Raw genomic sequence first — 26,645 nt, 5'->3', positions numbered from 1 at the left:
ATCTCTGGCTCCGGTAATCAGGACGGTCTTGGATTGATTTGTCATTTCGGTCTTGGCTTCTCCGATTTCAGCGCTTGGCCAGTGCCATCCTGGCTAGCAGGCGGAATGAGCGGGCATCTGTCAGGTGCTTCGTCATATCACCTCGAAGCGCAGACCAGCATGGCGCGTCAGGCGCTCGATAAAGCGCTCGTCGAATATCGTCGCCGGTGTCCAGAAGCCGCCACCGCGCCCGATCTTGATACCGTTCTTAACGTGGTCCAGTGCCAGACTGGCCGCCGCCTGGCCAAGTATCTTGCTGGTGGAGCCATAACCCGGATCGCGATCACCGGTGATTTTCACACGTAAGGTCTGCCCCCCTTCGGTTCGACCCAGGAAGCGCAGATCGTAGCGACCGGCCAACTGTGCCGCAGGGCTGGGCCCTTCACCGGGCTGGGGCAACAAGAAGCGCTCCATCACGCCGCGTATGGGGCTGATGACGGCTCCCACCATGAACGCACCGAGACCCGCCACGAGCGTCAGTGCAGTCAAGCGGCCTTTGAAACCTACCCCTGTCAGCATCGCTTCGTCATACGTGAACGGGTTGCCATAGGCCTTACCTGACAAGGCGTTGGAACGGTGAACCACGCGCTCATTGATCGCCGCCATGACGAAGGGGGCTATCCAGGCATCGAAGTCCAAATCGAATTCGGCGGCTTTAACGTAGTGCTGGTGTGCCGTAAAACCGTGGCCTCTGGGGCAAAGTGCATAGGGGTTGACCAGTTCCTTGCGCAAGGAAGGATCGGCAGCGGCCTCCTTGACCACGTTGATCATGCTGGCCACCGTGCCGCCTGAAGCGCCACCCTTGAGTGTCTTGACGCGCATCTTGACATGGGCGGCCGGGGCACCAAAATGCTGCATCGCCTGTCGCTGCAAGAAATAGACGCCCATGTCGGAGGGCACCGAATCGAAGCCGCAGCAATGCACAATGCGCGCGCCCGATTGCTGGGCCGTGGCCTCATATTTCTCGATCATCCGCTTGATCCACTGGGTCTCGCCGGTGAGGTCGCAGTAGTCCGTGCCACTTTCCGCACACACCTTGATCAGCGGTTCGCCATACAGCGCATAGGGGCCGACGGTGGACACCACCACCCGGGTCTGCGCGCACAGGACTCGCAACTGGGCCTCGTTAGCAGCGTCCGCCACGATGATGGGCAGGGATTGCCCCGCCGCGCCCAGCGAGCGCCTGACGTCCTCAAGCTTCGCTTTGGATCGGCCCGCAATGGCCCAGCGCAAGGTTTCAGCCTGACCCGAGAGGTATTCGGCCAGGTACCGCGTCAGGATCTGACCAACAAAGCTGGTGGCGCCAAATACGACGACGTCATAGTCTGGCGCGGTCATGGGCGTTTCCTTGCGGCGCTGATTGCCGAGGGGCTGGAATTCAAGCCTTCCGGCTCACCTTCCAGCGGTTGGAATTCGATCTGTGTAAACCGCCTACCCATGTTCATTGAGCTTTCTCGATGATTGAGCCGGTACGCAGTGCCCGAGGCATGCCGATTAACGGCCGACAGCCAGCACTTTAAGGTTAAACGCAACTTCAAGGTCAAGCATCCAGATGCGGATAGCTCAGGTTGGTCTCATTCCGGCCACCTCGTGGGTCTCCACTGGCGTCGCTGGCAACCCGGATATTGAAGGGATCGGAACCGAAGTAGACGTTCCGACACATTGAGAGACACTTGCGCCAGCAGTTCCCGGCGCTTCCCGGCACGTTCCGGGATCAGCTCGCTATGGGGCGACGGGTCTTACCCCGAACTGGCACGACGGCCCCTTCTTCGCGGAGGCGGTCCAGCACCCACTTCGTCCTGTCAGAGCACGGCATATCCGCAGGCCTGTTCTCGATGCTCCTAGTCCTGCTCGCCACGATTTGTGGCGAGCCTTTTTCATCTAACAGGTACCGTCACCGCGAAGAGGGCCTCGGGCTGCAATAGCCGCCGTTCGGCGTCCACGTCTCGCTGCCATGCACGGCGCCGCTCACCTCATAAAGGGTCTTGACATTAAAGTTGACTTCAACCTTAAAGTCGAGCCACGATCAAACGAGGTGACCCCATGAACGTGTTCGACAAGTTGATTCTTCGTAACGGTTCAAGCGTTCCGAACCGCATCGCCAAAGCCGCCATGGAAGAGAACATGGCGGACGCTGACCACGCGCCCTCCGAGGCGCTGATGCGCCTGTACAAGGCCTGGGCAGAGGGGGGTGCCGGCCTGCTGATGACCGGCAATGTGATGGTGGACAGCCGTGCCATGACGGGGCCCGGCGGCGTCGTGCTGGAAGACGCCAGGCACCTGGACCGGTTCAAGCGCTGGGCACGGGTCGGCCGATCCAAGGGGGCGCAGTTCTGGCTGCAAATCAACCATCCCGGCCGCCAGATGCCTGCCAATCTGGGGCAGCCCACTTGGGCTCCCTCCGCTGTGTCAATGAACCTGGGCAACATGTCCAGGCACTTCAACACGCCGCAGGCGATGACGCAGGAGGTTATCGAGGACGTGATCCAGCGCTTTGCCCGTACGGCGCAGTTGGGGGAACAGGCAGGATTCACGGGCGTCGAAATTCACGCGGCGCACGGCTATCTGCTGAGCCAGTTCCTCTCGCCGTTGAGCAACCAGAGAACAGATGCGTGGGGTGGCCCGCTGGAGAACCGCGCTCGCCTGCTCTTTGAGATCGTCAAGGCCGTACGCGCCGTGGTTTCTCCCGGATTCGCAGTTGCCGTCAAGCTGAACTCTGCCGACTTCCAGCGTGGCGGCTTCAGCGCGGATGACGCCCGCCAGGTGGTGAAGATGCTCAACGAACTGGCGGTTGACCTGGTCGAGTTGTCGGGAGGGAGCTATGAGGCCCCGGCCATGCAGGGTGAAGCCCGCGACGGCAGCACGCTCGCCCGTGAGGCCTACTTTGTCGAGTTCGCCCGCGACATCCGCGCGGTGGCGAAGATGCCAGTGATGGTCACAGGCGGCATCCGCCGTCGGCCGGTGGCCGAGCAAGTGGTCAAGAGCGGCGTGGACATGGTTGGCATCGGTACCGCCCTGGCCATCGACCCCAATCTGCCGCGCGACTGGCGTGCCGGCAAAGACAGTGCGCCTGCGTTGCTGCCGATCAGTTGGAAGAACAAGCCGCTGACCTCATTGGCCAACATGGCGGCAGTCAAGTTTCAACTGCGCAAGCTCAGCCGAGGCAAGGCCACGGATCCCAAGGTGTCACCGCTGCGCGCGCTGATCCTGCAGCAGCTGTCCAACGCATGCCGCGTCCGCCAATACCGGCGCTGGATGGCTCAGCGCGTCCATGCCTGACAGGCCAGACAACAAGTCCGTTCTATCTGCAGGACGCCATGGTGGATGCTGGGGCGAAGTACGAGAAGGCGTTCCTGCCCTTCACCTCCTATGTTGTCACCGATGGACGTCTTGTCACGGGGCAGAACCCTCAGTCGAGCGAGGCTGTGGCAAGGCAGGTGCTGTCGCTGCTGCAGCAGCACCCGCAGACCGAGACTGAAGCCAAGTAGGTCTTGCCTTCGGCCCGTACTCATCCCAACACGCCGTGCGGGCCTATCTCAACTTAGTCACCCATCGTCAATATGAAAATCAGAAATCTTGCAGCTACAGCAGGTGTAATCCTGAGCACCGTCTTGAATCCCTCATGGGCCGATGGCACATCGAAATCTATGCAATCCGAAAGCACAACAATCAACCTCGCTGGCCATCAGCTCCCCGTGGTCAAAGGCGGGCTGTATGACCGCTATCGCTCGAATCCTCCGCTTTCCGTCATTGAGGCCGAAGCTCCAGACATTGACTTGAGTTGGTTCAGGGAACTCAAGAAAGAGCGGGTAGATATTGGCTTTGAATCCTATTCGCCAAACTTCTACTACAAGAACAGCAGGGTGACGGCCATCTTCACCGCCGACTTGGACAAGCTGCGGGAATTGATGCCTGCCCAAGTGCTGGAGAAGGTTCAACCGCTTCAGGTCTGGCCGGGCAGAGGCCTTGTCGCACTCACCGCCTACGCATATCACTATTGCGACAACGACAGCTACAACGAGATTGGTCTCTCCGTCATCACGAATCGGCCTGGTAGCTCCAGTCTTGGACCGCTGACCTTGATGAGTCAGGCGATGTCGAACGACTTCTGGGGCTACGTACTGAAGCTTCCGGTAAATACCGAGCTCGCCAGGGTACGGGGTGTCGTTGGCTACAATCTGCCCAAATGGCTGACGGGCATTAACTACCGCGAAACCGACAAGTCGGTTATCGTCGAGATCTCTGACAGCGAGACGGGCAAGGTCGATGTCACCATCGAAGCCAGGAAGCTGGACGACCTTTCAAACAAGGTCTCCATGGTGACCAATAGCTTTACAAATGTCGATCAGCAAGGGCGATTAACCACTGGTTATGCAACTTCCCGTCAGCTCAGTCATGCCTCCAGCACAAGTGCGGAGGCGGTGAACCTCAGTCTGACCGAAGGAAGTTTATCGACGTTCATTAAGTCCCTGAAGCTAGGCAAGATGCTTAAGTACGAGTACGTGCCCGAATTCCAAAGCGCGCTGTACTCCCCCAGGCCGCTGTGATCCTTTCTTGCCGTCGAGTCGACGCCGGCGGCCCCACAGGCATGTCTGGGGGCCACCGCCTTTTATCCGAGCGTCCAAGAACAACACGTACGCTGCCAACATGTTCGGGTCGTCGTCCGCGATGAGCAGGCGTATGGCGTTCCGGGTAGGCATTAGGTTCTTCGATTGTCTTACAATCGGCAATTGATGGACCCGAAGAGTACGTGTAGCAAGATTGCTTACAGGCGTGGGTTCCGCAAGAATGCGTTATGCGAGATTCTTTCCGACGCGGGGGAAAACATGCGATTAGCCGACTTTATCCTCGACCACATGGATGCCATTCTGTTGCAATGGGAGGCATTTGCGCGCACCCTGCTGCCGGCATCGACAGACATGAAATCGCTGGCCTTGCGGGACCATGCGCAGCAGATTCTGGAGGCCGTGGCAAAGGATCTGTCTACTCCCGAAAGCAGGGAGGACCAATTCGAAAAGTCTGTGGGGCACGCGCCCAAACTGGCCGGAGCCCCTGAGACAGCCGCGCAAACGCACGCCCTCCTGCGCGCGCGAAGCGGCTTTGACATCAACCAGATGGTTGCCGAATACCGTGCCTTGCGCGCCAGCGTACTTCGACTGTGGATGGACGAGTGCGAGCCCGATGCTCATCACGTGGATGACATGGTCCGCTTCAACGAGGCCATCGATCAGGCAGTCGCCGAATCGATCGGCTTTTTCAGCATGCAGGTAGACCTGGCCCGTAATCTGTTCCTCGGAATGTTGGGGCACGACATGCGCAGTCCACTCCAGGCCATCCAGATCACGGCGTCGTATCTGGCGGCGCTGAACGCCGGTGAAAAAGTGTCGGGGGCCGCGTCACGCTTGATCAGAAGCGGCGCTCGCATGCAGGCCCTGCTGGACGATATGGTTGATTTCAATCGAACCAGACTGGGTTTGGGTATCAATATCGCGCCGACCAAAATCGACCTGGCCCAGTTGTTTGCCGATGAGTTGGACCTGTTGCGAGTAGTGTATCCGGACCGTCACGTTGAGCTGGACGTGGTCGGTGACTGCATGGGGGTCTGGGATGGCCAACGTCTACAGCAGTTGCTTGGCAATCTTGTCCTGAATGCAATCAAGTACGGAGCGCAAGACGCGCCCGTACGCGTGACAGTGACCGGCGAGGGCGAGGAAGTCCTGCTGGAAGTGAGGAACGCTGGCACCGCCATTGAGCGCTCGACCCTCGACCGCATCTTTGATCCACTGCAGCGTGGCCCGGAACACCAAGACACAAATGCCGGCAACAGCCTGGGGCTCGGATTGTATATCGCTCGCGAGATTGCCAAGGCCCACGGGGGCGAGATCGGCGCGCGATCCGACGCGACAGAAACGGTGTTCTCTGTAAACTTGCCCCGTGGCAAATAGCGCGCTGCCAGTGTGCGGTACGGCTGTCCGCTTCCGCTGGACGCCGTTGGCTGCTTCGGGTCGGGCAGCGACCACCCAGAGAAGTGCAGACTTAGTCTCCCTTCGCAAGAAAGGAGATCGTCATGGAATCACTGCACTCCCCTCCCAGTAAGCGCCTCCCCCGCCGGCTCGCCCCGCCTCATCGCCGCAATCACTCCCCCCAAAATCCGCATCCCCTGCCCAATCTGCTCCACCGTCAAACTCGCATACCCCAGAACCAACCCAGCCGCCCGACCCCGGCCATGCGACCGAGCCCCCGCAAACAACGGCGATACCGGGTACACCCCCACATCCTTCCTGCGCGCAGCAGCCACCAGCGCTGGCTCATCCCCAGGTCGCAGCGACGGCAACCACAGCACCACGTGCAGCCCCGCCGCCGTACCGCTGACTTCGGCATCCCCCGGCAGGTAGCGCTCAACGCCGTCCAGCAAGGCCGCCCGGCGCCGCTCGTTTTCCCGGCGCATGCGGCGCACATGGCGCTCGTAGGCACCGCTTTCAATCAGCGACGCCAGTGCGCGCTGCTCCAGCACGGGCGCATGGCGGTCGGCCAGCCGCTTCGTCTGCCGGAACACCGGTACCAGTTCAGGCGGGAGCACCAGGTAGCCGAGGCGCAGTTGCGGGGACAGCGCCTTGGAGAAGGTGCCGACATAGATCACGCGGTCGTCGGTATCGATCGAGCGCAGTGTGTCGATCGGACGCTGGCCGTAACGGAACTCGCCGTCGTAGTCGTCCTCGATGATCCAGGCGTCGTGGCGCCGGGCCCATTGCAAAAGGTCCAGGCGCCGGCCGATCGGCAGCACGCCTCCCAGCGGGAACTGGTGCGACGGCGTCACGTACACCAGGCGGACACGATCGTCCTCGGGAAGGCTGGCGGTATCCAGGCCATGCCCGTCCACCGGCGTGGCCAGGCATCTGGCGCCGGTGGCTTCGAAGCAGCGCCTTGCCATCAGGTAGCCAGGGTCTTCGAAGGCGAAGGCATCGCCGGCATCCAGCAGCAGCCGCGCGCACAGGTCGATGGCCTGCTGCGAGCCATGCACCACCAGGATCTGCCCGGCCTCGCAGGCAAGCCCGCGGGCACGTCGCAAATACCCCTGGAGGGCGCGTCGCAGCGATGCCTCGCCTTCGGGCGGGGCGTAGGACAGGCTGTTTTGCTGATGCAGCAGTTCGGCCTGGCAGGCACGCCGCCAGGCTAGGGTTGGAAAGTCCCGGGAAGCTACCGCCCCATACAGGAAGTCGAAGCGAACCGGTTCAGCCTGCGGCGGAGCAGGCATGTCGAGCCCCACCACGCGGCGTCCGAATTCGGACAGGGATGGCGCAGACCTGGCGCGCCGGCCTGCGGCTACCCCGGCCGGGGCCGGCGGCACCAATGGGCTGGCGATTCGGGCCACCCGCCCCAGGGCCGTGACGAGGAAGCCCTCGGCCGCGAGTTGTTCGTAGGCGGCGGTGACGGTGGTACGCGATACCCCCAACTCGGACGCCAGCGCTCGCGTGGACGGCGCCCGGGCGCCCGGCGGCAGCGTGCCGTCGGCGATCTGGGCGCGCAGCAGGTCATAGATGCGGCGTCCCGCCCCCGTGGCTCCGGGACGGTTACCGGCTGGCTGGCGTGACTGGTCCATAAAGAATCCTTAAAACTGGACCTTCCGATTGTGCCAGTTGTGCGCGAGAGTATCGAACATTCCATCGCTTCCAATTCCCCACGATGTACATTCCTGCCCACTTTGCTGAAAGCCGGCCCGAGGAACTGAGCCGCATCATCCGCGAGCACCCGCTGGGGATGCTGGTCACGCAAGGCAGCGCCGGACTGGATGCCGACCACATCCCGTTCGAGTTCGACGCTGGTGAAGGGACGCACGGCGTGCTCACAGCCCACGTGGCCCGCGCCAACCCGCTCTGGCAGCGTTGCCCCACGGGCACGCCGGTCATGGTCGTCTTTCGCGGCGCCGAGGCCTATATCTCGCCCAACTGGTACCCGAGCAAGCATGAGGCGCACCGCCAGGTGCCGACCTGGAACTACGAGGTGGTACACGCGCACGGCACGATCACCGTACATGACGACGAGCGCTTCGTTCGCCGACTCGTTGCGCGCCTGACCCGGCGGCACGAGGCGGCTGAGCCCAGGCCCTGGAAGATGGGGGACTCGGCGCCGGAGTTCATCGACAGCATGCTGCGCAATATCGTCGGCATCGAGATCGCCGTCACGTCGCTGGTGGGCAAGGTCAAGCTCAGCCAGAACAAGGAGTCGCGGGATCGCATCGGTGCCGCCGACGCCCTGGAGGCACGGGGGTATGACGAACTTGCGCAGTCCATGCGCAAGGCCGGTTGAATCAGCGGCCCTTCCAGGGGCCGTGCATCACAACACGCGCAAGATCAATTCGCGCCCACCGGTCCGCCGCCCCCGCCAGCAGTTCCCGCTGAGCGCAAATGCTCAAGCAGCTTCGCCGCCTCCGGCAGCAGCGCAGCTTCATCCCTCACACCCACCCAGAGCGTGCGGGACGCCCAGGCGTCGGACAGGTAGACCGCATGCAGCCCTGCCCCAAGCAATTCCGGGCGAACCGCGCCGTCTGGCAAGACACCGATCCCCAGGCCCGCCTCGATCATCCGGCAGATCGCATCAAAGCTGCTGACCTGGATTCGCAGCCGCACGACCTTGTCCAGTGCGGAGGCAGCGTCGGTCAGCCGCTGCAGCAGCGAACTGCCCTGGTTGAGACCGACGAAATCGTATTCAAGCGTTTCGTCGAAACAGACTTCCGACCGTCCCGCCAGCGGATGCCCGGCAGGCACCAGGACGACAAGGCGGTCATGCCGATACACAGACTTCCTGACGTCATAGGCCGGCACGTTGTCGGCAAAGACGCCGATATCGGTTTCCCCGGACAACAGCGCGACGACCACGTCCTGGCTCAGGCGCTCTTCCAGGCTGATCCGGATCATGGGCTGGGAAGCCAGGAAGCTGGCCAGGTCGCCGGGAAGAAACTGGATCACCGCCGAGGTATTGGCCCAGATCTTCACGTGTCCGCGCATGCCGATGGCGAAGTCGCTCATCTCGCCCGCCATCTGGTTGACCTTGTCGAGCACCATGCGCGCATGCTGGACCAGCTCATGGCCCGCGGGGGTCAGCTCAAGCCCGCGCCGCACGCGCAGGAACAGCGCGCAATCCACCGTGCGCTCAAGATCGGCGATCCGCTTGCTCAGCGCCGACAGCGTCATATGGGACTTGTTCGCCGCCTGCGTCAGCCCGCCGCTTTGGGCTACCAGCAGGAAGACGCGGAGCGACTGGAGATCGAAATGCGCAGGATTGATCATCTGGGTGCCTTCACGGCAAGACTTCGGGACGCTGGTGGCCGGCGCCAGCAGGATTGCAAGTCAGGAAAGGCTAGTTAGCCGCTCGCGCCTTGTCAAACGGCATTGCCGATCTCGTGTTTCCCAGCGCCAGCCTTTGATCCGGGCGGAATGGCCGGCATTTCCGCCGCCCGCGCCGTTTATCCGTCTTCCTCCGGCGAAAAATGTCATCCTTTTCCATTCCGGAAAGGACGATTGAAAATCCATCGATTACCAGGCGACGGCTTTTGACCCACTATCTCCGCAAACAGCAGGAGTCATGGAGATGGAAGCAACGAAGTCAAAGCCGCTTGCCGGCATTCGTGTCCTGGAGCTCGGGCAGCTGATCGCGGGGCCGTTCGCCGCGCGCATGCTGGCGGCGTTCGGCGCGGAGGTCATCAAGATCGAGCCGCCCGGCACGGGCGATCCGCTGCGCAAATGGCGGCTGCTGCATGAAGGCACCTCGGTCTGGTGGGAGGCGCAGTCCCGCGACAAGCAATCCGTCACGCTGGACCTGCGCACACCGGAAGGCCAGGACGTGGTGCGCAAGCTGGCCGCGCAAAGCGACGTGCTGATCGAGAACTTCCGCCCGGGCACGCTGGAAAGCTGGGGCCTGGGCTGGGATGGCCTGCACGCGTTGAACCCTGGGCTGGTGATGCTGCGCGTATCCGGCTATGGCCAGACCGGCCCCTATCGCGACCGGCCGGGCTTCGGCGTGATCGGCGAAGCGATGGGCGGCCTGCGCCACCTGAGCGGCGAGCCGGGCCGCACGCCGGTGCGTGTGGGCGTGTCCATCGGCGATTCGTTGTCCGCGCTGCACGGTGTGATCGGCATCCTGCTGGCATTGCGGCACCGGGAACAGAACGGCGGCAAGGGCCAGGTCGTGGATGTGGCCTTGTACGAGTCGGTGTTCAACATGATGGAAAGCCTGCTGCCGGAATACTCGGTGTTCGGCGCCGTGCGGCAAGCGGCCGGCAGCAGCCTTCCCGGCATCGCGCCGACCAATGCGTACCGCTGCGCCGACGGCAAGTACGTGCTGATCGCCGGTAACGGCGACGGCATCTTCAGGCGGCTGATGGAGATGATCGAGCGGCCTGACCTGCGCGATGACCCTGCCCTGGCCCGCAACGATGGCCGGGTCGCCCAGGTCGCGATGCTCGACGCCGCCATTGGCGAATGGGCGGCACAGCGCAACCTCGAAGCGGCCCTCGACGCGCTCAATGAAGCGCGCATTCCCGCGGGCAAGATCTATGACATCGCCGATATCGCCAGCGATCCGCACTACCGCGCGCGCGACATGATCCTGGACGCGCAACTGCCCGACGGCACCCCCGTCCAGTTGCCCGGCATCGTGCCGAAACTGGGAGCCACGCCTGGCGAACTGTCCACGCCGGCCCCTGCGCTTGGCCAGCATACCGACGCGGTCCTGGAAGGCCTTGGCATCGGCGCGGGGCAGCGCGAGGCCTGGCGCGCAGCAGGGATTATCTGAGAAGGAGACCGGCATGACTACCAAGAAGGTGTATATCCAGGAAGTTGCCACGCGAGACGGCTTCCAGAACGAGTCCCGCTTCGTCGAGACCGATGACAAGGTCGCCTTGATCGATGACCTGAGCGCATGCGGCTATGCCAAGATCGAGGTGACTTCCTTCACCTCGCCCAAGGCGATCCCGGCGCTGCGCGACGCCGAAGCGGTGATGCATCGCATCGCGCGGCGCGAGGGCGTGGTCTACACAGTGCTGGTGCCAAACGTGCGCGGCGCCGAGCGCGCCCTGTCCTGCCAGGTCGACGAGGTCAACCTGGTGATGTCGGTCAGCGAAAGCCACAACCGCACCAACCTGCGCATGTCGCGCGAGCAATCGTTCGCGCAGCTTGCCGACGTCATCCGCGTGGTGCGCGAGACCCCGACCGCGATCAATGTTTCGCTGTCGACGGCCATGGGCTGCCCGATGGAGGGCGACGTGCCGGTGCAGACCGTGCTGGGCTGGACGCAGCGCTTCGCCGACCTGGGCGTACATGGCGTGACGCTGTGCGACACCACCGGCATGGCCTTCCCGTCGCAGGTTGCCGGCTTGTGCGAAGCGGCCCGCAGGCAGTTCCCCGGGCTGGCGCTGACCCTGCATTTCCACAACACCCGCGGCCTCGCGCTGGCCAATACGCTGGCGGCACTCGGCCAGGGCATCGACCGCTTCGACGCCTCGCTTGGCGGCCTTGGCGGCTGCCCATATGCCCCGGGCGCGACCGGCAACGTCTGTACCGAGGAACTCGTCCACATGCTGGAGCTGGACGGCTACGACACTGGCGTGGACCTCGCGGCGGTCCTCAATGCCGCGGCACGCTTGCCGGAGCTGATCGGCCATGACGTCCCCAGCCAGCTGCTGAAGGCCGGCCGGCGCCTCGACCTGCATCCGATGCCTGCCGCCGATGCCATTCCCGAACAGCGCGCTTTCCGGGCGCCTGCCGCCTGACCCTGCACTGGAAGCCATCATGCCCCTTATCGACCATCTCGATCACCTGGTGCTCACCTGCGTCGACCTCGATGCCACGCGGCACTTCTACACCGAAGTCATGCAGATGCAGCTGGAAACCTTTGGCAACGGCCGCCTGGCTTTCCGCTTCGGCAACCAGAAGATCAACCTGCACCAGCGCGGCGCCGAGTTCGAGCCCAAGGCACACCTGCCCGTTCCCGGCGCCCTCGATCTTTGCTTTATCGCGTCCGTCCCGCTGGACGATGTCATCGCGCATCTGCAGCGATGCCAATGGCCCATCGTCGAAGGGCCGGTGGCGCGCACCGGCGCCACGCAAAAGATCCGCTCGGTCTACGTGCGCGATCCGGACCTGAACCTGATCGAGATATCGGAACTGGTCGACTGACGACCGGCCACCGACTACAAAACTATGGAGGAGACATCAATGAAACGCATGACCATCGCCGCGGCCGCCCTGACAGCCCTGGCTGCCGCCACCCCGGGCTATACCGCCAGTGCCTACCCAAGCAAACCCGTCACGCTGGTGGTGCCCAGCGCCCCGGCGGGATCAACCGATATCGTTGCCCGCCTGATCGGCGAGCCACTGCAGGCCGCACTTGGCCAGCCCGTGGTCGTGGACAACAAGCCCGGTGCCAGTGGCAACATCGGCACCGAAGCCGTGGCCCGGGCGGCGCCAGACGGCTATACGCTGCTGCTGCAGTACTCCGGCTACCACGTCGGCAATCCGGCGCTGTTCCCGCAGATCCGCTGGAAGCCGTCCAGCTTCGCCCCGGTGGCGCTGGTCATGCGCGCGCCCCACGTCATTGCCGTCAGCGGCAAGCTGCCGGTGACGTCGCTGACCGAACTGATTGCCTACGGCAAGAGCAACGGCAAGGGCCTGTTCTATGCCTCGTCCGGCAACGGCTCGATCCAGCATATCGCCGGCGAGATGCTGGCGCGGCAGACCAGGGTGCCGATGACACACGTGCCTTACAAAGGCGCCGGCCCCGTGATCACCGACCTGATCAGCGGACAGGTGGATATGTTCATCACCACGCCGCCCAGCGTGATCGGACATGTGCAGGCAGGCAAGATCAAGGCACTTGCCTACGCCGGCCCGAAGCGCCATCCGTCGATGCCCAACGTTCCGACGACCGCGGAGGCCGGCCTGCCCGGCTATGAGGTGGAATCCTGGTTTGCGCTGTTTGCCCCGGCAGGCACGCCGCCGGCCATCGTCGAGCGGTTGTCGCAGGAGGTGAAGAAGATTGTGGCCAGCGAGACTTACAAGAAGAAGATCGAGGAACAGGGAGCGTTTGCTGCCTATATGGGTCCGCAGGAATTGGGGAAGTTTGTCGACCAGGAGCTGGCGTCGTGGGCGCGTGTGGTCAAGACGTCCAATATTCGCGCGGACTGAATGCTCTGACCGGATCGGATGAAGTCTCCCCCGACGGGGAGACTTGTCTATTAGCTGCGGCGATTCCCCCGCCGGCTGGCGGCGCTGTAGCAACGTGTCAGCTGGAACGCCGCGTCCTCCAGCAAGGCCGCGGCATTCGCCATCGCAACGCTGAGCGATACCGGCCCTTGCTGGATGGAAATGCATCCGTCAAAGGCCTCCGCCAGCGCGGCATCGGGTTCGATGGCGCCGGAGAGCAGCGTGACCGGCACGCCAGCCTGGCGCGCCATGCATGCAATCATCGCGGGCCCCTTCCCCATCATCGTCTGGGCATCGGACCGGCCCTCGCCGGTAATGACCCAGTGGAAGGCGCCAAGCCCGGCATCGATGCCGGCAGCGCCCAGCACGAACGCGGCGCCGGACACCATCTCGGCGCCAAGCAGGCGCAGCGCGAAGCCGATACCGCCGGCGGCGCCGCTGCCCTCCGCGTCGGCAAGGTCCCGTCCGACAGCGACAGCGCATCGCTGCGCAAACCGTTCCAGCTTGGCATCAACAGCCGCAAGGTCCCGGACGCCCTTCTGCGGGCCAAAGACAAAGGTCGCACCGTCAGGCCCGCAGAGCGGGCTGTTGACGTCCGACAGGCCGATAAGCCTGACGCCGCCGAGCTGTGCGGACAACTGATATGTCGCGGCACTGATCGTGTCCAATGCATCCAGGCACGGCCACAATGCGTTGCCCTCCGCATCGGTAAAGCGGAAACCCGTTTCCGCAAGCAACCCGGCACCCGCGTCATTGGTGGAAGAGCCGCCCAGCCCAATGGCAATGGTATCGACACCCCGTCCGGCGATCGCCCGGATAACCTGGCCAACGCCCCGTGTCGTGCGCAGGCCCGGCTCGACCACAGCCTGCGGCAGGCCGACGACCTCGGCCACCTCGAAGATGGCAAGGTCACCAAATTCCCGCGTACGACTGCGGAAGTATGGGACGGTCTTCCTCTCGCCATTGGCGTCCGTGGCGATCACGTCTTCCCAGATGCCCGGCAGTGTCGCCGCCAGAACCTCGGCGGTGCCTTCACCGCCATCGGCAATCGGTGCCAGCGTCACGTCGGCATCAGGCACAGCGCGGCGGATGCCGGCGCGAATGCGGTCCGCCACCGCAGCTGCCGAAAGACTGCCCTTGAACGAGTCCGGTGCAACCAGAACCTTCAATCCTGCTGTGTCGGTCATGATCAGGTAGCTCCGCTAGTTGGTTGTCGATCGCGTTGCTATCCGAGCACCACGTTCGTGGGGGTGCCCTGCGCGAAGGCACAGATGTTGTCGATCAATTGATCGGCCAGGCCTTGCACGGCTTCATCGCTGGCCCAGGCCACGTGCGGGGTCAGGATAAAGTTTGGTGCATCCTTCAGTTGATGGAACGGATGATCGGCGCCGGGCGGCTCCTGCGTCGCGACATCAAAGCCGGCCCCGGCCACCTGGCCAGACTGCAATGCCTGCACCAGCGCCGCTTCATTGACCAGTCCGCCGCGGGCGGTGTTGATCAGCAGCGGGCGACGCTCCATCTTCGCGAACTCGGTCATGTCGATCAGGTTGCGCGTTTGCGCTACCAGCGGGCAATGCAAGGTGATGATGTCGCTACGGCGCAGCACTTCGTCAAAAGGCGTGTACAGAGAGCCCATGTTCTCGCGCCCTTTGTGTGCGGCAAACAGCGGCGTCATGCCCAGCGCGCTCGCCATCCTGGCCACCGATTGCCCGAGCACGCCGTCGCCGATGATGCCAAGTACCGAGCCGTGCAAATCCCGGATCGGGTAGTCGAAAAAGCAGAAGGCGCCGGATTCCTGCCAGCGGCCGCGCCTGACGGCATCGTGGTAGGCCGCCAGACTGCGCCGCAGCGCAAAGATCAGCGCAAACGTATGCTCCGGCACGGTATGGACGGCATAGTTGCGGACGTTGGAGACCACGATGCCGCGTTCGGCACAGGCCTTCAGGTCGACGACATCCGTGCCGGTCGCCGCCACGGCGACGAGCCTGAGGTTCGGCGCCCCGGCGATCTGGCGGGCGCCCAGCTTCACCTTGTTGGTGATGACCACGTCCGCGTCGGCAATGCGCGCGGCAACGTCTTCGTCGGCCGTCTCGGCATGGAGTACGAGTTCATGCGGGAACGGCAGTGCACGCAGCGTGGTTTGCGGCGAAATGGTGGAACGGTCCAGGAATACGATCTTCATGGGAATTGGGTCCGGGGTTCGATGGGCGGCTGTTGCGCGCCGGTGGCGGGCACCGTCATCCCGTTGGGATGGATGGACGAGCGCTCGCCGACGGGGCTGTCTTGCGCGGCCCGGCGGTGCGCCACGGACATGATGAGGGGAAGGCGGGGCGACCTGGAAGCGCGGCTTGCTCCACCATGCTTTCCGAACGGGAAAGGATTCAGGGCCGCTTCAGCCCCGCCGCGAAGATCGCCTTCACATCCGGCACTTCCTCTGCCCGGATGGCCTGCTCCACCACGCGCCTCTCGATGTCATTCAGGTGCGTGGTAATCATGTCGATGGTGGCCTGCACGCATGGTGTCTTCAGCGCCTCGACCAGTTCACGGTGCTCCGTCGGCGCGCACTCGATGTACTCCTCCGGATCGTACAGCGCCTTGTAGAGCTCGGTCTTGGCGATCAGCCGCTGGACGAACGCGAGCAGGTCGGCGCTGCCAACCATCTCGGTCAGCAGCGCATGGAAGCCGCCCGCAAGACGGGCGGACGCCTCGCGGCGATGCGCGTGGAAGGCCGCTTCCTCGGCCTCCACGTGCTGTGTCAGCCGGGCCAGCTGTTCGGCGGATAAACGCCCGCACAGCGTGGCCACGATGCCGACTTCGACCGCACGCCGGGCGCTGTAGACCTCGCGTATGTCCTCCACGGAGGGCCGCGGCACGAAGGCGCCGCGATTGGGCTCCAGGTCGAGCTTGCCCTCCGCGCCCAGTCGCGCCAGCACTTTGCGCACCGCGCCACGCGTGCAATCGAAGGCCTCTGCCAGGCTGCGCTCGCGCAGCGGCATGCCGGGGCGCAGCTTGCCGGCCAGCAGCGCAGCCGTGATCGCCGCATGGACGCGGTCTTCCACCCCCGCCTCGGCCTGAGCATCGGCACTGCCCCTGTCCTCCGCGGCATCGGGCCTGGTGTGACGGATGAGCGATGTAGACATGGAAGGGATTCCTGTGTGGCAAGCGACGTCAGCAGCATGTGCCATCGCTGAAGAGGAGGAAGCGGCGCGCTACTCATTGTATGCGATGCGCGACATGGTCATCCATTCGTCCGGGAAATCACCAACCATTCTGGTTGACCAAATATCCTACACTTGGTCAACCAAAACGACACCGCGGAGGAGACACCGTGAAACCCATCCATTGGCTGGCGGCATTGCCGCTGATCGCCATCTACAGTGGCGGTCTGATTGCCCAGCACGTTCACTCCCTCGTGCTGGGCATCCCTTTCCTCTTGTTCTGGAACGGCCTGTGGGCCGTACTGACCTCGGCGATCATGGCGGCGATGTCCCGCCATGACGGCAGGGAATGCGAGGAGCAGCCATGAGCAGCGCCCTTCTCGTGATCGCCTTCTTCCTGGCCTTTGCCCTGTTCGTCGGCATCCGCGCGAAAGGCGGCCGGACCATGAACCTGGAGCAATGGTCGGTCGGTGGCCGCGGTTTCGGCACCGTGCTGGTATTCCTGCTGATGGCGGGCGAATCCTTCTCCACGACGATCTTCCTTGGCGCAAGCGGATGGGCCTACAGCAAGGGACCGCCGGTGTTCTATATCCTCGCCTACGGGTGCCTGGCCTACCTGCTTGGTTACTGGATCCTGCCGCGCGTGTGGCGCTACGCCACGGCGCACAAGCTGGTCTCGTTTTCCGACTACTTCGCCAGCAAGTACGACAGCCGCGCGCTGGGCGTGCTGGTGTCACTGGTGGCCGTGCTGGGCATGGCCTCGCTGCTGATCATTCAATTGCGCGGGCTGGGAATCATCGTGTCCGAGGCCTCGTACGGCTCCATCTCGGAACCGGTGGCAGTCTGGGGCGGCGCGCTGGCGATGGTCTGCTATATCCTGGTCTCGGGCATCCATGGTTCGGCCAGCATTGCGATCTTCAAGGACATCCTGATCGTCTCGCTGGCGGTATTCCTGGGCATCTACCTGCCGTTTCACTACTACGGCGGCTTCGGGGCGATGTTCCAGGCGATCGAGACGGCGCACCCCGGCTTCCTGCAGATGCCGGCAGAAGGCCTGAACCTGTCCTGGTACAACTCGACGATCCTGCTGACCATGCTCGGCTACTTCCTGTACCCACATGTGTTCATCTCGGTGTATTCGGCGTCAAGCGCGAAGGCGGTACGCAGGAACGCGGTGGTGATGCCCATCTACCAGCTTGTGATCGCCTTCATGTTCCTCGTGGGCTTCGCGGCCATCCTGAAGGTACCCGGCCTGGAGGGCGCGGATTCCGATCTCGCGCTGCTCAGGCTGGCCAAGCAGACCTTTGACCCGTGGTTTATCGGCGTCATCGGCGGCGCCGGCATCCTGACCGCGCTGGTGCCTGGCTCCACCATCCTGCTGAGCGCGTCCACGCTGATCGCCAAGAACGTCTACCAGCAAGGCTTTGCCCCGCATGCGACGGAACGGCAGATCACGCTGATCGCCAAGAGCGTGCTGCCCCTGTTCGGCCTGGCAGCCGTGTATTTCGTGCTGCGCGGCGGCGCGACGTTCGTGGCGCTGGCGCTGTTTGCCTCCAGCCTGCTGACGCAGCTCTTCCCGTCGTTCTTCTTCAGCCTGCTGCCGCGCCAGTTCGGCAACAAGTACGCGGCGTTCGCCGGGATCCTTGCCGGGGGCTCGGTGCTGGGCCATCTCACGCTGTCGGGCAAGGGTCTCGCGGCATGGCTGCCGGGCTGGCCCGCCGTCCATTCGCTCAATGCCGGGCTGTTGGCGCTGGCCGTCAACCTGGCTGTGTTCGTGATTGTCGGTGCGCTCACGCGCAGCCGGACCATGATGCCGGCGGCACAGGCCGTTTCATCCTGACATAACGGGAATTGCAATGACTCAATTGTTGGTGCGCAAGGTCCGGCTCCCCGCCGGAAATATGGCCGATATCCTGATGGAGGGAGGGAGGTTCGTCCGCATCGGCTCAGGGCTCGAAGTACCGCCCGGATGCCAGGTCGAGGACGGTGCCGGCGCCCTGGCGCTGCCGGGCCTGGTGGAAGCGCATACCCACCTCGACAAGACCCTGTGGGGCATGCCGTGGTATCGCAATGAGGTCGGCCCCAACCTGACCGACCGCATCGACAACGAGCGCCGCTGGCGCGCCGCCACCGGCCACGATGCCCGCGCGCAATCGCTGGTGCTCGCGCGCGCCTTCCTTGCCGCCGGCACCACGCGGCTGCGCACCCATGTCGATATCGATACCGATGCCGGCCTGCGCCACCTGCACGGCGTGGTCGCCACGCGCGACGCGCTGTCCGCGCAGATGGACATGCAGATCGTCGCCTTCCCGCAGTCGGGCGTGCTCGGGCGCCCTGGCACGGAAGCCCTGCTGAACGAAGCGCTGCGCAGCGGCGCCGACATCCTGGGCGGACTCGACCCTTGCGCCATCGAAGGCGACCCGGTGCGCGCGCTGGACCTGCTGTTCGGCCTCGCGCAGCGCCATGGCCGCCCGCTCGACATCCATCTGCACGAGCCCGGCAGCATGGGCGCCTGGTCCCTCGACCTGATCCTGCAACGCACGGCCGCGCTGGGCATGCGCGGCATGGTCACCGTCAGCCACGCCTTCTGCCTTGGCGACATTGCGGAACGCGAGCGCGATGCGCTGCTGCAGCGCATCGCCGACCTGGGCGTGGTCATTGTCACCACCGCGCCGCCGTCGCGCCCGGTGCCGCCGGTCGCCGCGTGCCGCGCCGCGGGCGTCAGGATCGTGGGCGGCAATGACGGCATCCGCGATACCTGGACGCCCTACGGTTCCCCCGACATGCTGGAGCGGGCCATGCTGATCGGGCTGCGCAACAACTTCCGCCGCGACGACGAGCTCGCCGTTGCGCTCGACTGCGTGACACACGCGGCGGCGGCGGCATGCGGCTTCCAACACTACGGCCTGGCACCGGGCGACCGGGCCGACCTGGTGCTGGTCGCGGCGGAAACGGTGGCCGAAGCGGTCGTGGCCCGGCCGGTCAGGCAACTGGTGGTGTCGGCCGGCCGTGTCGTGGCGCGCAATGGCGCCCTTGCATGAACGCATCCGCCGCGCCTGACCGCGACCGGTCCGGGCTGCTGGCGGCCATCCTGCTGGTAGGACTCACGCTGCGCCCGACGCTGACGTCTGTCAGCCCGCTGCTGTCGGCAATCCGTGAAGCCACGGGCATGACCTACCAGCTGGCTTCCATGCTGACGGTCCTGCCGGTGCTGACCATGGGAGGCTTCGCGCTGCTTGCCGGGCCCACGCTCGGCCGCCGGCTGGGCGAGCGCACCGGCATCGCAACGGGTCTGGTGGCCATCGGCCTTGCCTGCGCGCTGCGCTTCTTCGTGACGGATGCCTCGTGGCTGATCGCCAGCGCGGGCCTGGCAGGGTGCGGCATCGCGATCATCCAGGCGTTGATGCCGGGCGTGATCAAGCAACACTATGCGGCGCGCACGCCGACCGCGATGGGCATCTACTCGGCGGCCATCATGGCGGGCGGCGGACTGGGCGCCGCGTTCAGCCCGGTGGTCGCCCAGCGCCTGCATGACTGGCATGCCGGGCTGGGGGTGTGGGCGGGCCTGGCCGCCTTCGGCCTGGTGCTCTGGTGGAGTACGCGTCGGCCCGCCCTCGCGCCACGCAGTATCCCCAAGGCCTCAGCCGGCGCCTCCGTGCCCCGGCGCCGGGCGTGGCTGCTGGCGTTGTATTTCGGGCTGATCAACAGCCTCTACGCCAGCATGGTGGCATGGCTGCCGGCGTTCTACATGCAGCAAGGCCGCGGCGCGCAGGAAAGCGGCGCGCTGCTGGCCTGCATGACGGCGTGCCAGGTCCTGGCCGCCCTGGCGTTGCCATGGCTGGCCCGGCGCAACCCCGACCGACGGCCCTGGCTGGCGCTGGGCATGTCGCTGATGCTCGTTGGCCTCCTTGGCTGCATCGTCAGCCCGGCGCATGGCGCCGTGGCATGGGCAGGGTCGGTGGGGCTGGGCCTGGGGGGCACCTTCGCGCTGAGCCTGATCCTGACCCTCGATCACCTCGACCATCCGGAACAAGCCGGCCAACTGAGCGCGTTCGTGCAGGGCGTCGGCTTCATGATCGCCGCGGTCTCGCCGTTTGCGACGGGATGGATCCGGGATATCAGCGGCAGCTTCTCGCCGGCATGGATCGCGCTTGCCATCAACGCGGTCATTCTGATCGCCATGACCTGGCGCTTTCATCCGGCTGGCTACCAGGGGCAAAATCAGGCGACAGCGGAATAAATCGCCGCTGCGAAGCGTTTACTGCATTGACAGGATCGCGCCGGCAGCAAGGTGCGGGTGCCTGGCATCGCTTTCGAGGCGCAATTGTGCTGATTCCAAGGCTTGCCCCTCCTGGAGATCGAAATGAACGTGCTCCGTCTGATTTCCGGCCTGCTGCTTGCCGTGATGGCAGTGGCCGCGTGTTCCACCGACAGTGGCATGGATCCTTCCTCTGGCAGTTCGGCCCAGTCCCAGGGTCGCAGCAGCCGGGGCACGGGCGACGGGTATCGCAGCGGCTACTGATACGTCCTGACGGGGTCGACCTCGAGGAGAACGCATCCCGGTGAGCCTGCGCGACGACCTCGCCGCCTGCCTGCCGCAGTTGCATCGTTATGCGCGCGCGCTGACGGGCGATGCCGCATGGGCGGACGACCTGGTGCAGGACACGGTCGAGCGCGCGCTTGGGCGCACCTCGCTGCTGCGCGCCCACAGCAATACGCGCGCCTGGCTGATGACCATATTGCGCCACCTCTATATCGACCAGCTGCGCAAGCGCCACGAGCTGGCCCTGGATGCCGATGACCCGCTGTGGCAACAGCTGGAAGCGCCCGCCGGGGAGGTCGACGGGCTGCTGCTGCTCGATGTGCAGCGCGCGCTCTACCGCCTGCCCCTGGAGCAGCGCGAGGTGCTTCTGCTGGTGGCGCTGGAGCAACTGAGCTACCGGGAAGCCGCCGCCATCCTGCAGGTGCCGGTGGGGACGGTGATGTCGCGGCTGTCACGGGCGCGCGAGCACCTGCGCGAGTTGCTCGGCGGCGACGCCGGCAGCCGGCCCAATGTTTTCAAAGTCGTGAGGAAGAGGCCATGACTGACGATCGGGGTTCCGCCGCCCTGCCAACGGGGCCGGAGATCGAGCGGCTCTCGGCGCTGGTCGATGGTGAGCTTGCGCCGCATGAGCAGGCCGAGCTTGTGGCTGCCCTGGCGCATGATGTCCAGGCCACCGCACGCGTAGCGGATTACCAGCGCCAGTGCGCGGCACTCAGGTCGCTGTTTCCGCTGCCGAGCGATGTCCGCTATGTACTGGTGCAGCCGCGCCGCGCATGGTGGTGGCGCGCGGCGGCTGCGCTGGCCTGCGTCGGCGCGGGGATGGTGCTTGGCACCAGCAACGCCTGGCTGCCTGCGCACGAGGCCGATCCCTGGGATTTCGCCCGCCATGCCGACCTCGCCTACGCGGTCTATGCGCCGGAGCAGCGCCATCCGGTGGAAGTGGCTGCAACCGACCAGGCGCACCTGGTGGCATGGCTGTCGCGCCGCCTGGGGCGCACGCTGACCATCCCGGTGCTGGACGAGTACGGCTACACGCTGATGGGCGGGCGGCTGTTACCGGGCGCGGCAGGTCCGGCGGCACAGATGATGTACCAGAACCAGGCAGGCGAGCGCCTCACGCTGTATATCACCGCGGCGGCGCCGCAGCGCGCCGCCTTCCGATTGCTGCGCCAGGATGACCGGCGCACGTTCTACTGGGCCAGTGCGGGTGCCGGTTACGCACTCTCAGGCCAACGCAGCGAGACGCGCCTGCGCGAGATCGCGATTGACGTCTGCGGCAGCCTGGGCGGCAATCCGCAGGCATGGCAGTGAAGCCCGCCGCCAAGTCGCCGCATGGAATAAAACGTGCCTCTGATCCGTTTACACCATGCAGGACCGCCATGGCAGCGAATGCCCGGCGCGGCCCGGCAGGCAAACCGATGTGCCATGAGATCCGCGAGGGCGCATACGTCGGGACTTTGAGGACGGAGTGACAATCATGGGCAAGGCTTTTGCGGCCGTGGCGACAGTGTTCGCAGGCCTCAGCTTTGGCGCAGCGGCGCCGGCCGAGGAATTGGAGTCGACGCCCTGCCAGCAAGTGGTTGGACAGGCCGAGATTGGCGGCGTGCTGCAGGATATCTCCGGCGTGGCATGCCTGCAGCCCGACGGGACCTGGCAACTGGTCGACAGCGCCAGCGGAGTGGTCACCTATGCACCCCCGGCCTATTACTACGATCCCTGGTACTGGGCGCCGGTCGGCGTCGGCTTCGGCGCCAGTGTGATCTTCGTCGACCGCTTCCATCACTTCCACCCTATGCACCGGGTGTTCTTCCGCAGGTCGGGAGTGATCGTTCACGGTGGCTTCCATGGCGGCTTCCCGGGCGGCTTCCACCGAGGATTCCAGGGTGGGGGCGGTTCGCATGGTGGCTTTCATGGTGGCGGCATGCACCACTGAAGAGGGCGGACAGTCAGGCTAGGCGCGAGGTAGGTTGAGGAGGCACTTTTCATTCGGAATTTGACAGGCTAATGTTGGACTATGCCGGGGCAGACGACGGAGGCGGCCATGAGCATGGTCTCAATAGAACCCGGCAGCTATCAGTTTGCGCCGCCGCAAACCCCCGGTGAAGTCATCGATCTGATCCGGACGCACGCGATCCAGGTCGTTGACCTCCGGTTCACCGACTTGCCCGGCGTGTGGCAGCACTTCTCGATCACGCTGCCGGAAATCAACGACGACTTGTTCTCGGCCGGCATTGGTTTCGATGGGTCTTCCATTCGGGGATTCCAGGAAATTCACGAGTCCGACATGCTGGTCAGGCCTGACCCGGCCACGGCATTCATCGATCCGTTTTGCACGGCACCAACGCTGGCGTTGATCTGCGACGTGCTGGACCCTGTCCTGCACCAGCCCTATTCGCGCGATCCGCGCTACATCGCACGAAAGGCGGAACGGTACCTCCGGCAATCCGGTCTTGCTACGGTTTGCTACGTTGGCCCCGAACTGGAGTTCTTCATTTTCGACTCCATTCGCTTCGGGCAGGACCAGCACTCTTGCTACTACCATGTCGAATCCGCCGAAGGCGAATGGACCTCGGGCCGGGACGAAGGCGCCTATGGCGGAGGCAATCTTGGCTACAAGCAGCGCTACAAGGGAGGGTACTTTCCCGTGCCGCCAAGCGATACACTGCAAGACATCCGCTCCGAAATCGTACTCGCGCTGATGCAGGCCGGCATCCAGGTCGAGGTGCATCACCATGAGGTCGCCACCGCGGGCCAGAATGAAATCGACATGCGCTTTGCGCCACTGACGCGCATGGCAGACAACGTGATGATGTACAAGTACATCTGCAAGAACGTTGCGCGCCGCCACGGCAAGGTCGCCACATTCATGCCCAAGCCCCTGTTTGCCGATAACGCGAGCGGCATGCATTGCCACCAGAGCCTCTGGCGCGACGCCGAGAACCTGTTCTATGACGCGAACGGTTGGGCGCAGACGTCCCAGCTGTGCCGTTGGTACATTGGCGGCTTGCTCAGCCACGCCCCCGCGCTGATGGCTTTCTGCGCACCGAGCACAAACTCCTACAAGCGGCTGGTGCCCGGGTACGAGGCGCCTGTCAATCTGGCCATGTCGCAGCGCAACCGATCCGCCGCAGCCAGGATTCCAATGGTTTCGGACTCGCCAAGCGCGAGGCGCGTTGAGTTTCGCTGCCCTGACCCGTCCGCCAATGCCTACCTTGCCTTCTCGGCAATGCTGCTCGCCGGCCTTGACGGCATTGAAAACCAGACGGACCCCGGCGAGCCGCTCGACAAGAACATCTATGAACTGCCACCGGAGGAAGCCGCCAGCATCCGGCAGGTTCCGGGTTCCCTCGAAGAATCGCTTTGCGCGCTGGAATCCGACTCGGCGTTCCTGCGAAAAGGGGATGTCTTCACTGAAGACCTGATCAGGACCTGGATTGATTACAAGCGCACCCGCGAGATCGATACATTGAAGTTGCGGCCACACCCGTGGGAGTTTTACCTCTACTTCGACATCTGATCGCCCTGCGCCCCGGACGGCCAGACGGACCTTGGGCTACGGCCGGCAAGCGGGACAACTCAAGGTACGCAAGCGCACAGACATTGCCGCTCGTCGTGGCACCTTTGCCCCCAGGCCGGTCAGGCGTGGGAGAACCATAATGGAATATGTCCTTCGCAAGCATGCCGCGGTGGCGGCATTTCTGCTGGCTGCCATCCTCCCCGCGACTGGCGCTCTTGCTCAAAGCGCTAATGGCATAGCCGGGACGTGGACGCTGGTCTCATCCGTTCTCGACAGGGGCGGAACGAAGGTCGATCAGTTCGGGCCGGGCGCGCAAGGGATGATGATTCTGGACGACCAGGGCCGCTTTATGCTCACCATCATTGGTGATATTCCGAAGTTCGCCTCTGGCAATCGCGCGACAGGCACACCTGAAGAAAACAAGGCCATGGCCGGTGGGAGCATCGCCCTGTTTGGCAGCTATGCCGTCAGTCCGGACAGCAAGACTCTGGCATTCAGGATCGATAAGTCATCCTTTCCAAACTGGGACGGCACCGAGCAGAAGCGCTCCATTGTCTTGCTCAGCGACGTGTCTTTGCAATATCTGACTGCCCAGGCGTCCGGCGGCGGCTCCGCCACCGTAACCTGGAAGCGCGCAAGATAGGCTGCCGCACTACCACTCGGGTCGGGTTGTGCGACGAATTTCCGATAGTGCGGCCCGTCCGTTCGTTCTTTCTCCCACACTGCCTCCCCCGCCGGAGCCAAGGCAGGCTGGTGTTTTTTTGCGCCAGCGTCTATAACGGAACGCCTGCGAGTCCTGCAACCGGAATCCGTTGCCTGGCGACATGACTTCTGCCAAGCCTCGCACGGCCCTGGCACGTCGCGCTTCACTCACAACCGGGTTGCACAAACAAGATTGCGAGAGGGGGCGTCACGTCATGGAATCCCTTACGAAGTTCGCACGGCGTTGCAGGATGGCCGCGCACTACGCGCTCGCCTGTATCGGCATCAGCCTGGTACTTGGGGGGTTGATGCCTCCTGCGTTGGCAGGCGACAAGACTACCCTCCCTCCTACAGCTACTTTGCGACCGGTACGCAGTACTTCGTGACTGGTAATCCCGTCCCGGTGCGGGATCTCCCCGCACCTCAGCCACAGGCGGTGCAGCCGGTGGTCATCATGGGTGGCGGGCCCGATGTCGATGAAGCCTATCGCTGGATGATTCAGCAGGCGGGCATCACGAAAGCCACCGGCGGGCGCTTCGTTGTCATTCGCGCCAGCGGTACCGATGCGTATGACCCTTACTTCTACTTCAGCGACAAGAAGGACGCGACCGATATTCCCGCAGTGGATGGGTATGTTGGGGGCGCGTATCTCGGCCTGACTGCGGCGGAAACGCTGATTATTACCGATACGGATGGGGCGAACGACCCGTTTGTGAATGCGGTTGTCGGCAGCGCGAATGCATTGTGGATTGCCGGCGGCGATCAGAGCAAATACGTCAGTCTCTGGAAAGGTACGAAGCTTAACGCCACCATTGCCGCGCTCATGCAGAAGAATGTTCCTGTGGGCGGCACCAGCGCCGGGGCCAATGTCATGGGTGAGTTCATCTTCTCGGCCTTGTATGGGACGGTCACGTCGACTCAGGCGCTGAGCAATCCGTACAACCAATACATGACACTTGACCCGACACCGCTGTCCGGCCGCAGTTTTCTGAACGTTACTGCGCTGGACAATACGTTTGTCGATCCGCACTTCGACGCGCGCGACCGCATGGGCAGGCTGGTCACGTTCCTGTCAAGGAGCATTGCTCCATGGTCCGGCTCGGGGTGCGAGGGGGGAATCCTGAGGACCCCGTCGGCCGCCAGAGGGATTGGCCTTGATGTCGAGACCGCGTTGGAGATCCAGAGGATCTCGGACCGTTTCATTGCACAGCGCGTCACCAACATATCCACGAAATCCAGCAGCGCTGTGCATTTCCTGAGGCCGCTCACTTCGCCCGCAGTCTGCGCGAGCAGCAAGCCATTGACCATTTATGGCGTCCATGTCCAGAGGCTGGACGACGCAACTGCCTTTGACATGACCAACTGGTGGAATGGCGGTAACGCAGGTCTCTACCAGTACGTCGTTGACGAGAACGCCGGCGTCCAGAGCCCGGACACCATACCTTACTAGGACGAAAGCGTGGCGGCCCGCGCGCGCGGCTTCAGTT

General features: G+C 64.1%; 26 protein-coding genes. 20 read left to right on the top strand and 6 right to left on the bottom strand.

Annotation, left to right across the window (positions count from 1 at the left end; genetic code table 11):
• Positions 1-132: 132 nt before the first annotated feature.
• Positions 133-1,377, bottom strand: a complete 1,245-nt coding sequence (locus DN412_RS06190) for a saccharopine dehydrogenase family protein (RefSeq protein ID WP_115013695.1) — start codon at positions 1,375-1,377, stop codon at positions 133-135.
• A 705-nt stretch (positions 1,378-2,082) separates the two neighbouring features.
• Between DN412_RS06190 and DN412_RS06180 the strand changes: the two genes are divergently transcribed.
• The 4 genes from DN412_RS06180 to DN412_RS06170 all read left to right on the top strand — a co-directional run bounded on the left by DN412_RS06180 (position 2,083) and on the right by DN412_RS06170 (position 5,984).
• Positions 2,083-3,318 carry an NADH:flavin oxidoreductase/NADH oxidase family protein gene (locus DN412_RS06180; RefSeq protein WP_115013694.1) on the top strand — a complete coding sequence of 412 codons (1,236 nt, stop codon included), beginning with the start codon at positions 2,083-2,085 and terminating at the stop codon, positions 3,316-3,318.
• Between the two features lie 38 nt (positions 3,319-3,356).
• Positions 3,357-3,527, top strand: a complete 171-nt coding sequence (locus tag DN412_RS43375) for a hypothetical protein (RefSeq protein WP_161563988.1) — start codon at positions 3,357-3,359, stop codon at positions 3,525-3,527.
• Positions 3,528-3,686: 159 nt separating this feature from the next.
• The gene (locus DN412_RS06175) at positions 3,687-4,586 is read left to right on the top strand and encodes an acetoacetate decarboxylase (ADC) (protein ID WP_244222569.1); all 900 of its coding nucleotides are present in this window, start codon (positions 3,687-3,689) and stop codon (positions 4,584-4,586) included.
• 279 nt (positions 4,587-4,865) lie between these two features.
• Entirely contained in the window at positions 4,866-5,984 is a 1,119-nt protein-coding gene (locus DN412_RS06170; protein ID WP_115013727.1) for a sensor histidine kinase, read from the top strand.
• Positions 5,985-6,112: 128 nt separating this feature from the next.
• Here the strand turns inward: DN412_RS06170 and pdxR are convergent, their stop codons facing one another.
• Positions 6,113-7,639, bottom strand: coding sequence for a MocR-like pyridoxine biosynthesis transcription factor PdxR (gene pdxR / locus DN412_RS06165; RefSeq protein ID WP_115013692.1), 1,527 nt, complete (start codon positions 7,637-7,639; stop codon positions 6,113-6,115).
• A gap of 83 nt (positions 7,640-7,722) precedes the next feature.
• Between pdxR and DN412_RS06160 the strand changes: the two genes are divergently transcribed.
• Positions 7,723-8,346 (top strand): FMN-binding negative transcriptional regulator, encoded by a 624-nt coding sequence (locus DN412_RS06160; RefSeq protein WP_115013691.1) that lies wholly within the window; start codon positions 7,723-7,725, stop codon positions 8,344-8,346.
• 44 nt (positions 8,347-8,390) lie between these two features.
• Here DN412_RS06160 and DN412_RS06155 read toward each other — a convergent pair whose 3' ends face one another.
• On the bottom strand, positions 8,391-9,326 hold the full coding sequence (locus DN412_RS06155; protein WP_115013690.1) for a LysR family transcriptional regulator: 936 nt from the start codon (positions 9,324-9,326) through the stop codon (positions 8,391-8,393).
• 301 nt (positions 9,327-9,627) lie between these two features.
• Here DN412_RS06155 and DN412_RS06150 point away from each other — a divergent pair, with 301 nt between their 5' ends.
• Genes DN412_RS06150 through DN412_RS06135 form a run of 4 tightly spaced genes read left to right on the top strand, consistent with a single transcriptional unit; the run spans position 9,628 to position 13,220 of the window.
• Positions 9,628-10,830: a CaiB/BaiF CoA transferase family protein gene (locus DN412_RS06150; RefSeq protein WP_115013726.1), complete on the top strand. Its 1,203-nt coding sequence runs from the start codon at positions 9,628-9,630 to the stop codon at positions 10,828-10,830.
• Between the two features lie 13 nt (positions 10,831-10,843).
• Positions 10,844-11,806, top strand: a complete 963-nt coding sequence (locus DN412_RS06145) for a hydroxymethylglutaryl-CoA lyase (protein ID WP_115013689.1) — start codon at positions 10,844-10,846, stop codon at positions 11,804-11,806.
• 19 nt (positions 11,807-11,825) lie between these two features.
• Positions 11,826-12,212, top strand: coding sequence for a VOC family protein (locus DN412_RS06140; protein ID WP_115013688.1), 387 nt, complete (start codon positions 11,826-11,828; stop codon positions 12,210-12,212).
• Between the two features lie 39 nt (positions 12,213-12,251).
• The gene (locus tag DN412_RS06135) at positions 12,252-13,220 is read left to right on the top strand and encodes a Bug family tripartite tricarboxylate transporter substrate binding protein (protein WP_115013687.1); all 969 of its coding nucleotides are present in this window, start codon (positions 12,252-12,254) and stop codon (positions 13,218-13,220) included.
• 50 nt (positions 13,221-13,270) lie between these two features.
• Here DN412_RS06135 and DN412_RS06130 read toward each other — a convergent pair whose 3' ends face one another.
• From DN412_RS06130 to DN412_RS06120, 3 genes are all read right to left on the bottom strand, one after another.
• Positions 13,271-14,425 carry a glycerate kinase gene (locus tag DN412_RS06130; protein WP_115013686.1) on the bottom strand — a complete coding sequence of 385 codons (1,155 nt, stop codon included), beginning with the start codon at positions 14,423-14,425 and terminating at the stop codon, positions 13,271-13,273.
• 38 nt (positions 14,426-14,463) lie between these two features.
• On the bottom strand, positions 14,464-15,420 hold the full coding sequence (locus DN412_RS06125) for a D-2-hydroxyacid dehydrogenase (RefSeq protein ID WP_115013685.1): 957 nt from the start codon (positions 15,418-15,420) through the stop codon (positions 14,464-14,466).
• 199 nt (positions 15,421-15,619) lie between these two features.
• Positions 15,620-16,378, bottom strand: a complete 759-nt coding sequence (locus tag DN412_RS06120) for a GntR family transcriptional regulator (RefSeq protein WP_115013684.1) — start codon at positions 16,376-16,378, stop codon at positions 15,620-15,622.
• Between the two features lie 188 nt (positions 16,379-16,566).
• Between DN412_RS06120 and DN412_RS06115 the strand changes: the two genes are divergently transcribed.
• From DN412_RS06115 to DN412_RS06070, 11 genes are all read left to right on the top strand, one after another.
• The gene (locus DN412_RS06115; protein WP_115013683.1) at positions 16,567-16,764 is read left to right on the top strand and encodes a DUF3311 domain-containing protein; all 198 of its coding nucleotides are present in this window, start codon (positions 16,567-16,569) and stop codon (positions 16,762-16,764) included.
• The gene (locus DN412_RS06110; protein ID WP_115013682.1) at positions 16,761-18,236 is read left to right on the top strand and encodes a sodium:solute symporter family protein; all 1,476 of its coding nucleotides are present in this window, start codon (positions 16,761-16,763) and stop codon (positions 18,234-18,236) included. The genes DN412_RS06115 and DN412_RS06110 overlap by 4 nt, the downstream gene beginning before the upstream one ends.
• Positions 18,237-18,252: 16 nt before the next feature.
• On the top strand, positions 18,253-19,437 hold the full coding sequence (locus DN412_RS06105; protein ID WP_115013681.1) for an amidohydrolase family protein: 1,185 nt from the start codon (positions 18,253-18,255) through the stop codon (positions 19,435-19,437).
• A complete protein-coding gene (locus DN412_RS06100; RefSeq protein WP_115013680.1) occupies positions 19,434-20,636 on the top strand; it encodes a cyanate transporter in 1,203 nt (400 codons plus the stop codon). The genes DN412_RS06105 and DN412_RS06100 overlap by 4 nt, the downstream gene beginning before the upstream one ends.
• 123 nt (positions 20,637-20,759) lie before the next feature.
• On the top strand, positions 20,760-20,918 hold the full coding sequence (locus DN412_RS43730; protein WP_167471072.1) for a hypothetical protein: 159 nt from the start codon (positions 20,760-20,762) through the stop codon (positions 20,916-20,918).
• Between the two features lie 40 nt (positions 20,919-20,958).
• Positions 20,959-21,480 carry a sigma-70 family RNA polymerase sigma factor gene (locus tag DN412_RS06095; RefSeq protein WP_115013679.1) on the top strand — a complete coding sequence of 174 codons (522 nt, stop codon included), beginning with the start codon at positions 20,959-20,961 and terminating at the stop codon, positions 21,478-21,480.
• The gene (locus DN412_RS06090; protein ID WP_115013678.1) at positions 21,477-22,250 is read left to right on the top strand and encodes an anti-sigma factor family protein; all 774 of its coding nucleotides are present in this window, start codon (positions 21,477-21,479) and stop codon (positions 22,248-22,250) included. Before DN412_RS06095 ends, DN412_RS06090 begins: the two co-directional genes overlap by 4 nt.
• A gap of 166 nt (positions 22,251-22,416) precedes the next feature.
• Complete coding sequence (locus DN412_RS06085) at positions 22,417-22,872, top strand: hypothetical protein (RefSeq protein ID WP_115013677.1); 456 nt, start codon at positions 22,417-22,419, stop codon at positions 22,870-22,872.
• A gap of 108 nt (positions 22,873-22,980) precedes the next feature.
• Positions 22,981-24,456, top strand: coding sequence for a type I glutamate--ammonia ligase (gene glnA, locus DN412_RS06080; RefSeq protein ID WP_115013676.1), 1,476 nt, complete (start codon positions 22,981-22,983; stop codon positions 24,454-24,456).
• Between the two features lie 139 nt (positions 24,457-24,595).
• On the top strand, positions 24,596-25,099 hold the full coding sequence (locus DN412_RS06075; RefSeq protein ID WP_115013675.1) for a lipocalin-like domain-containing protein: 504 nt from the start codon (positions 24,596-24,598) through the stop codon (positions 25,097-25,099).
• A gap of 441 nt (positions 25,100-25,540) precedes the next feature.
• A complete protein-coding gene (locus DN412_RS06070) occupies positions 25,541-26,608 on the top strand; it encodes a cyanophycinase (RefSeq protein WP_244222568.1) in 1,068 nt (355 codons plus the stop codon).
• The last annotated feature ends 37 nt before the right edge of the window (positions 26,609-26,645 follow it).

The organism is Cupriavidus lacunae (genome assembly GCF_003353055.1).
Lineage (GTDB): Bacteria > Pseudomonadota > Gammaproteobacteria > Burkholderiales > Burkholderiaceae > Cupriavidus > Cupriavidus lacunae.
The sequence above is the reverse complement of the archived record's forward strand: the minus strand, read 5'-3'. Positions and strand labels throughout refer to the sequence as shown.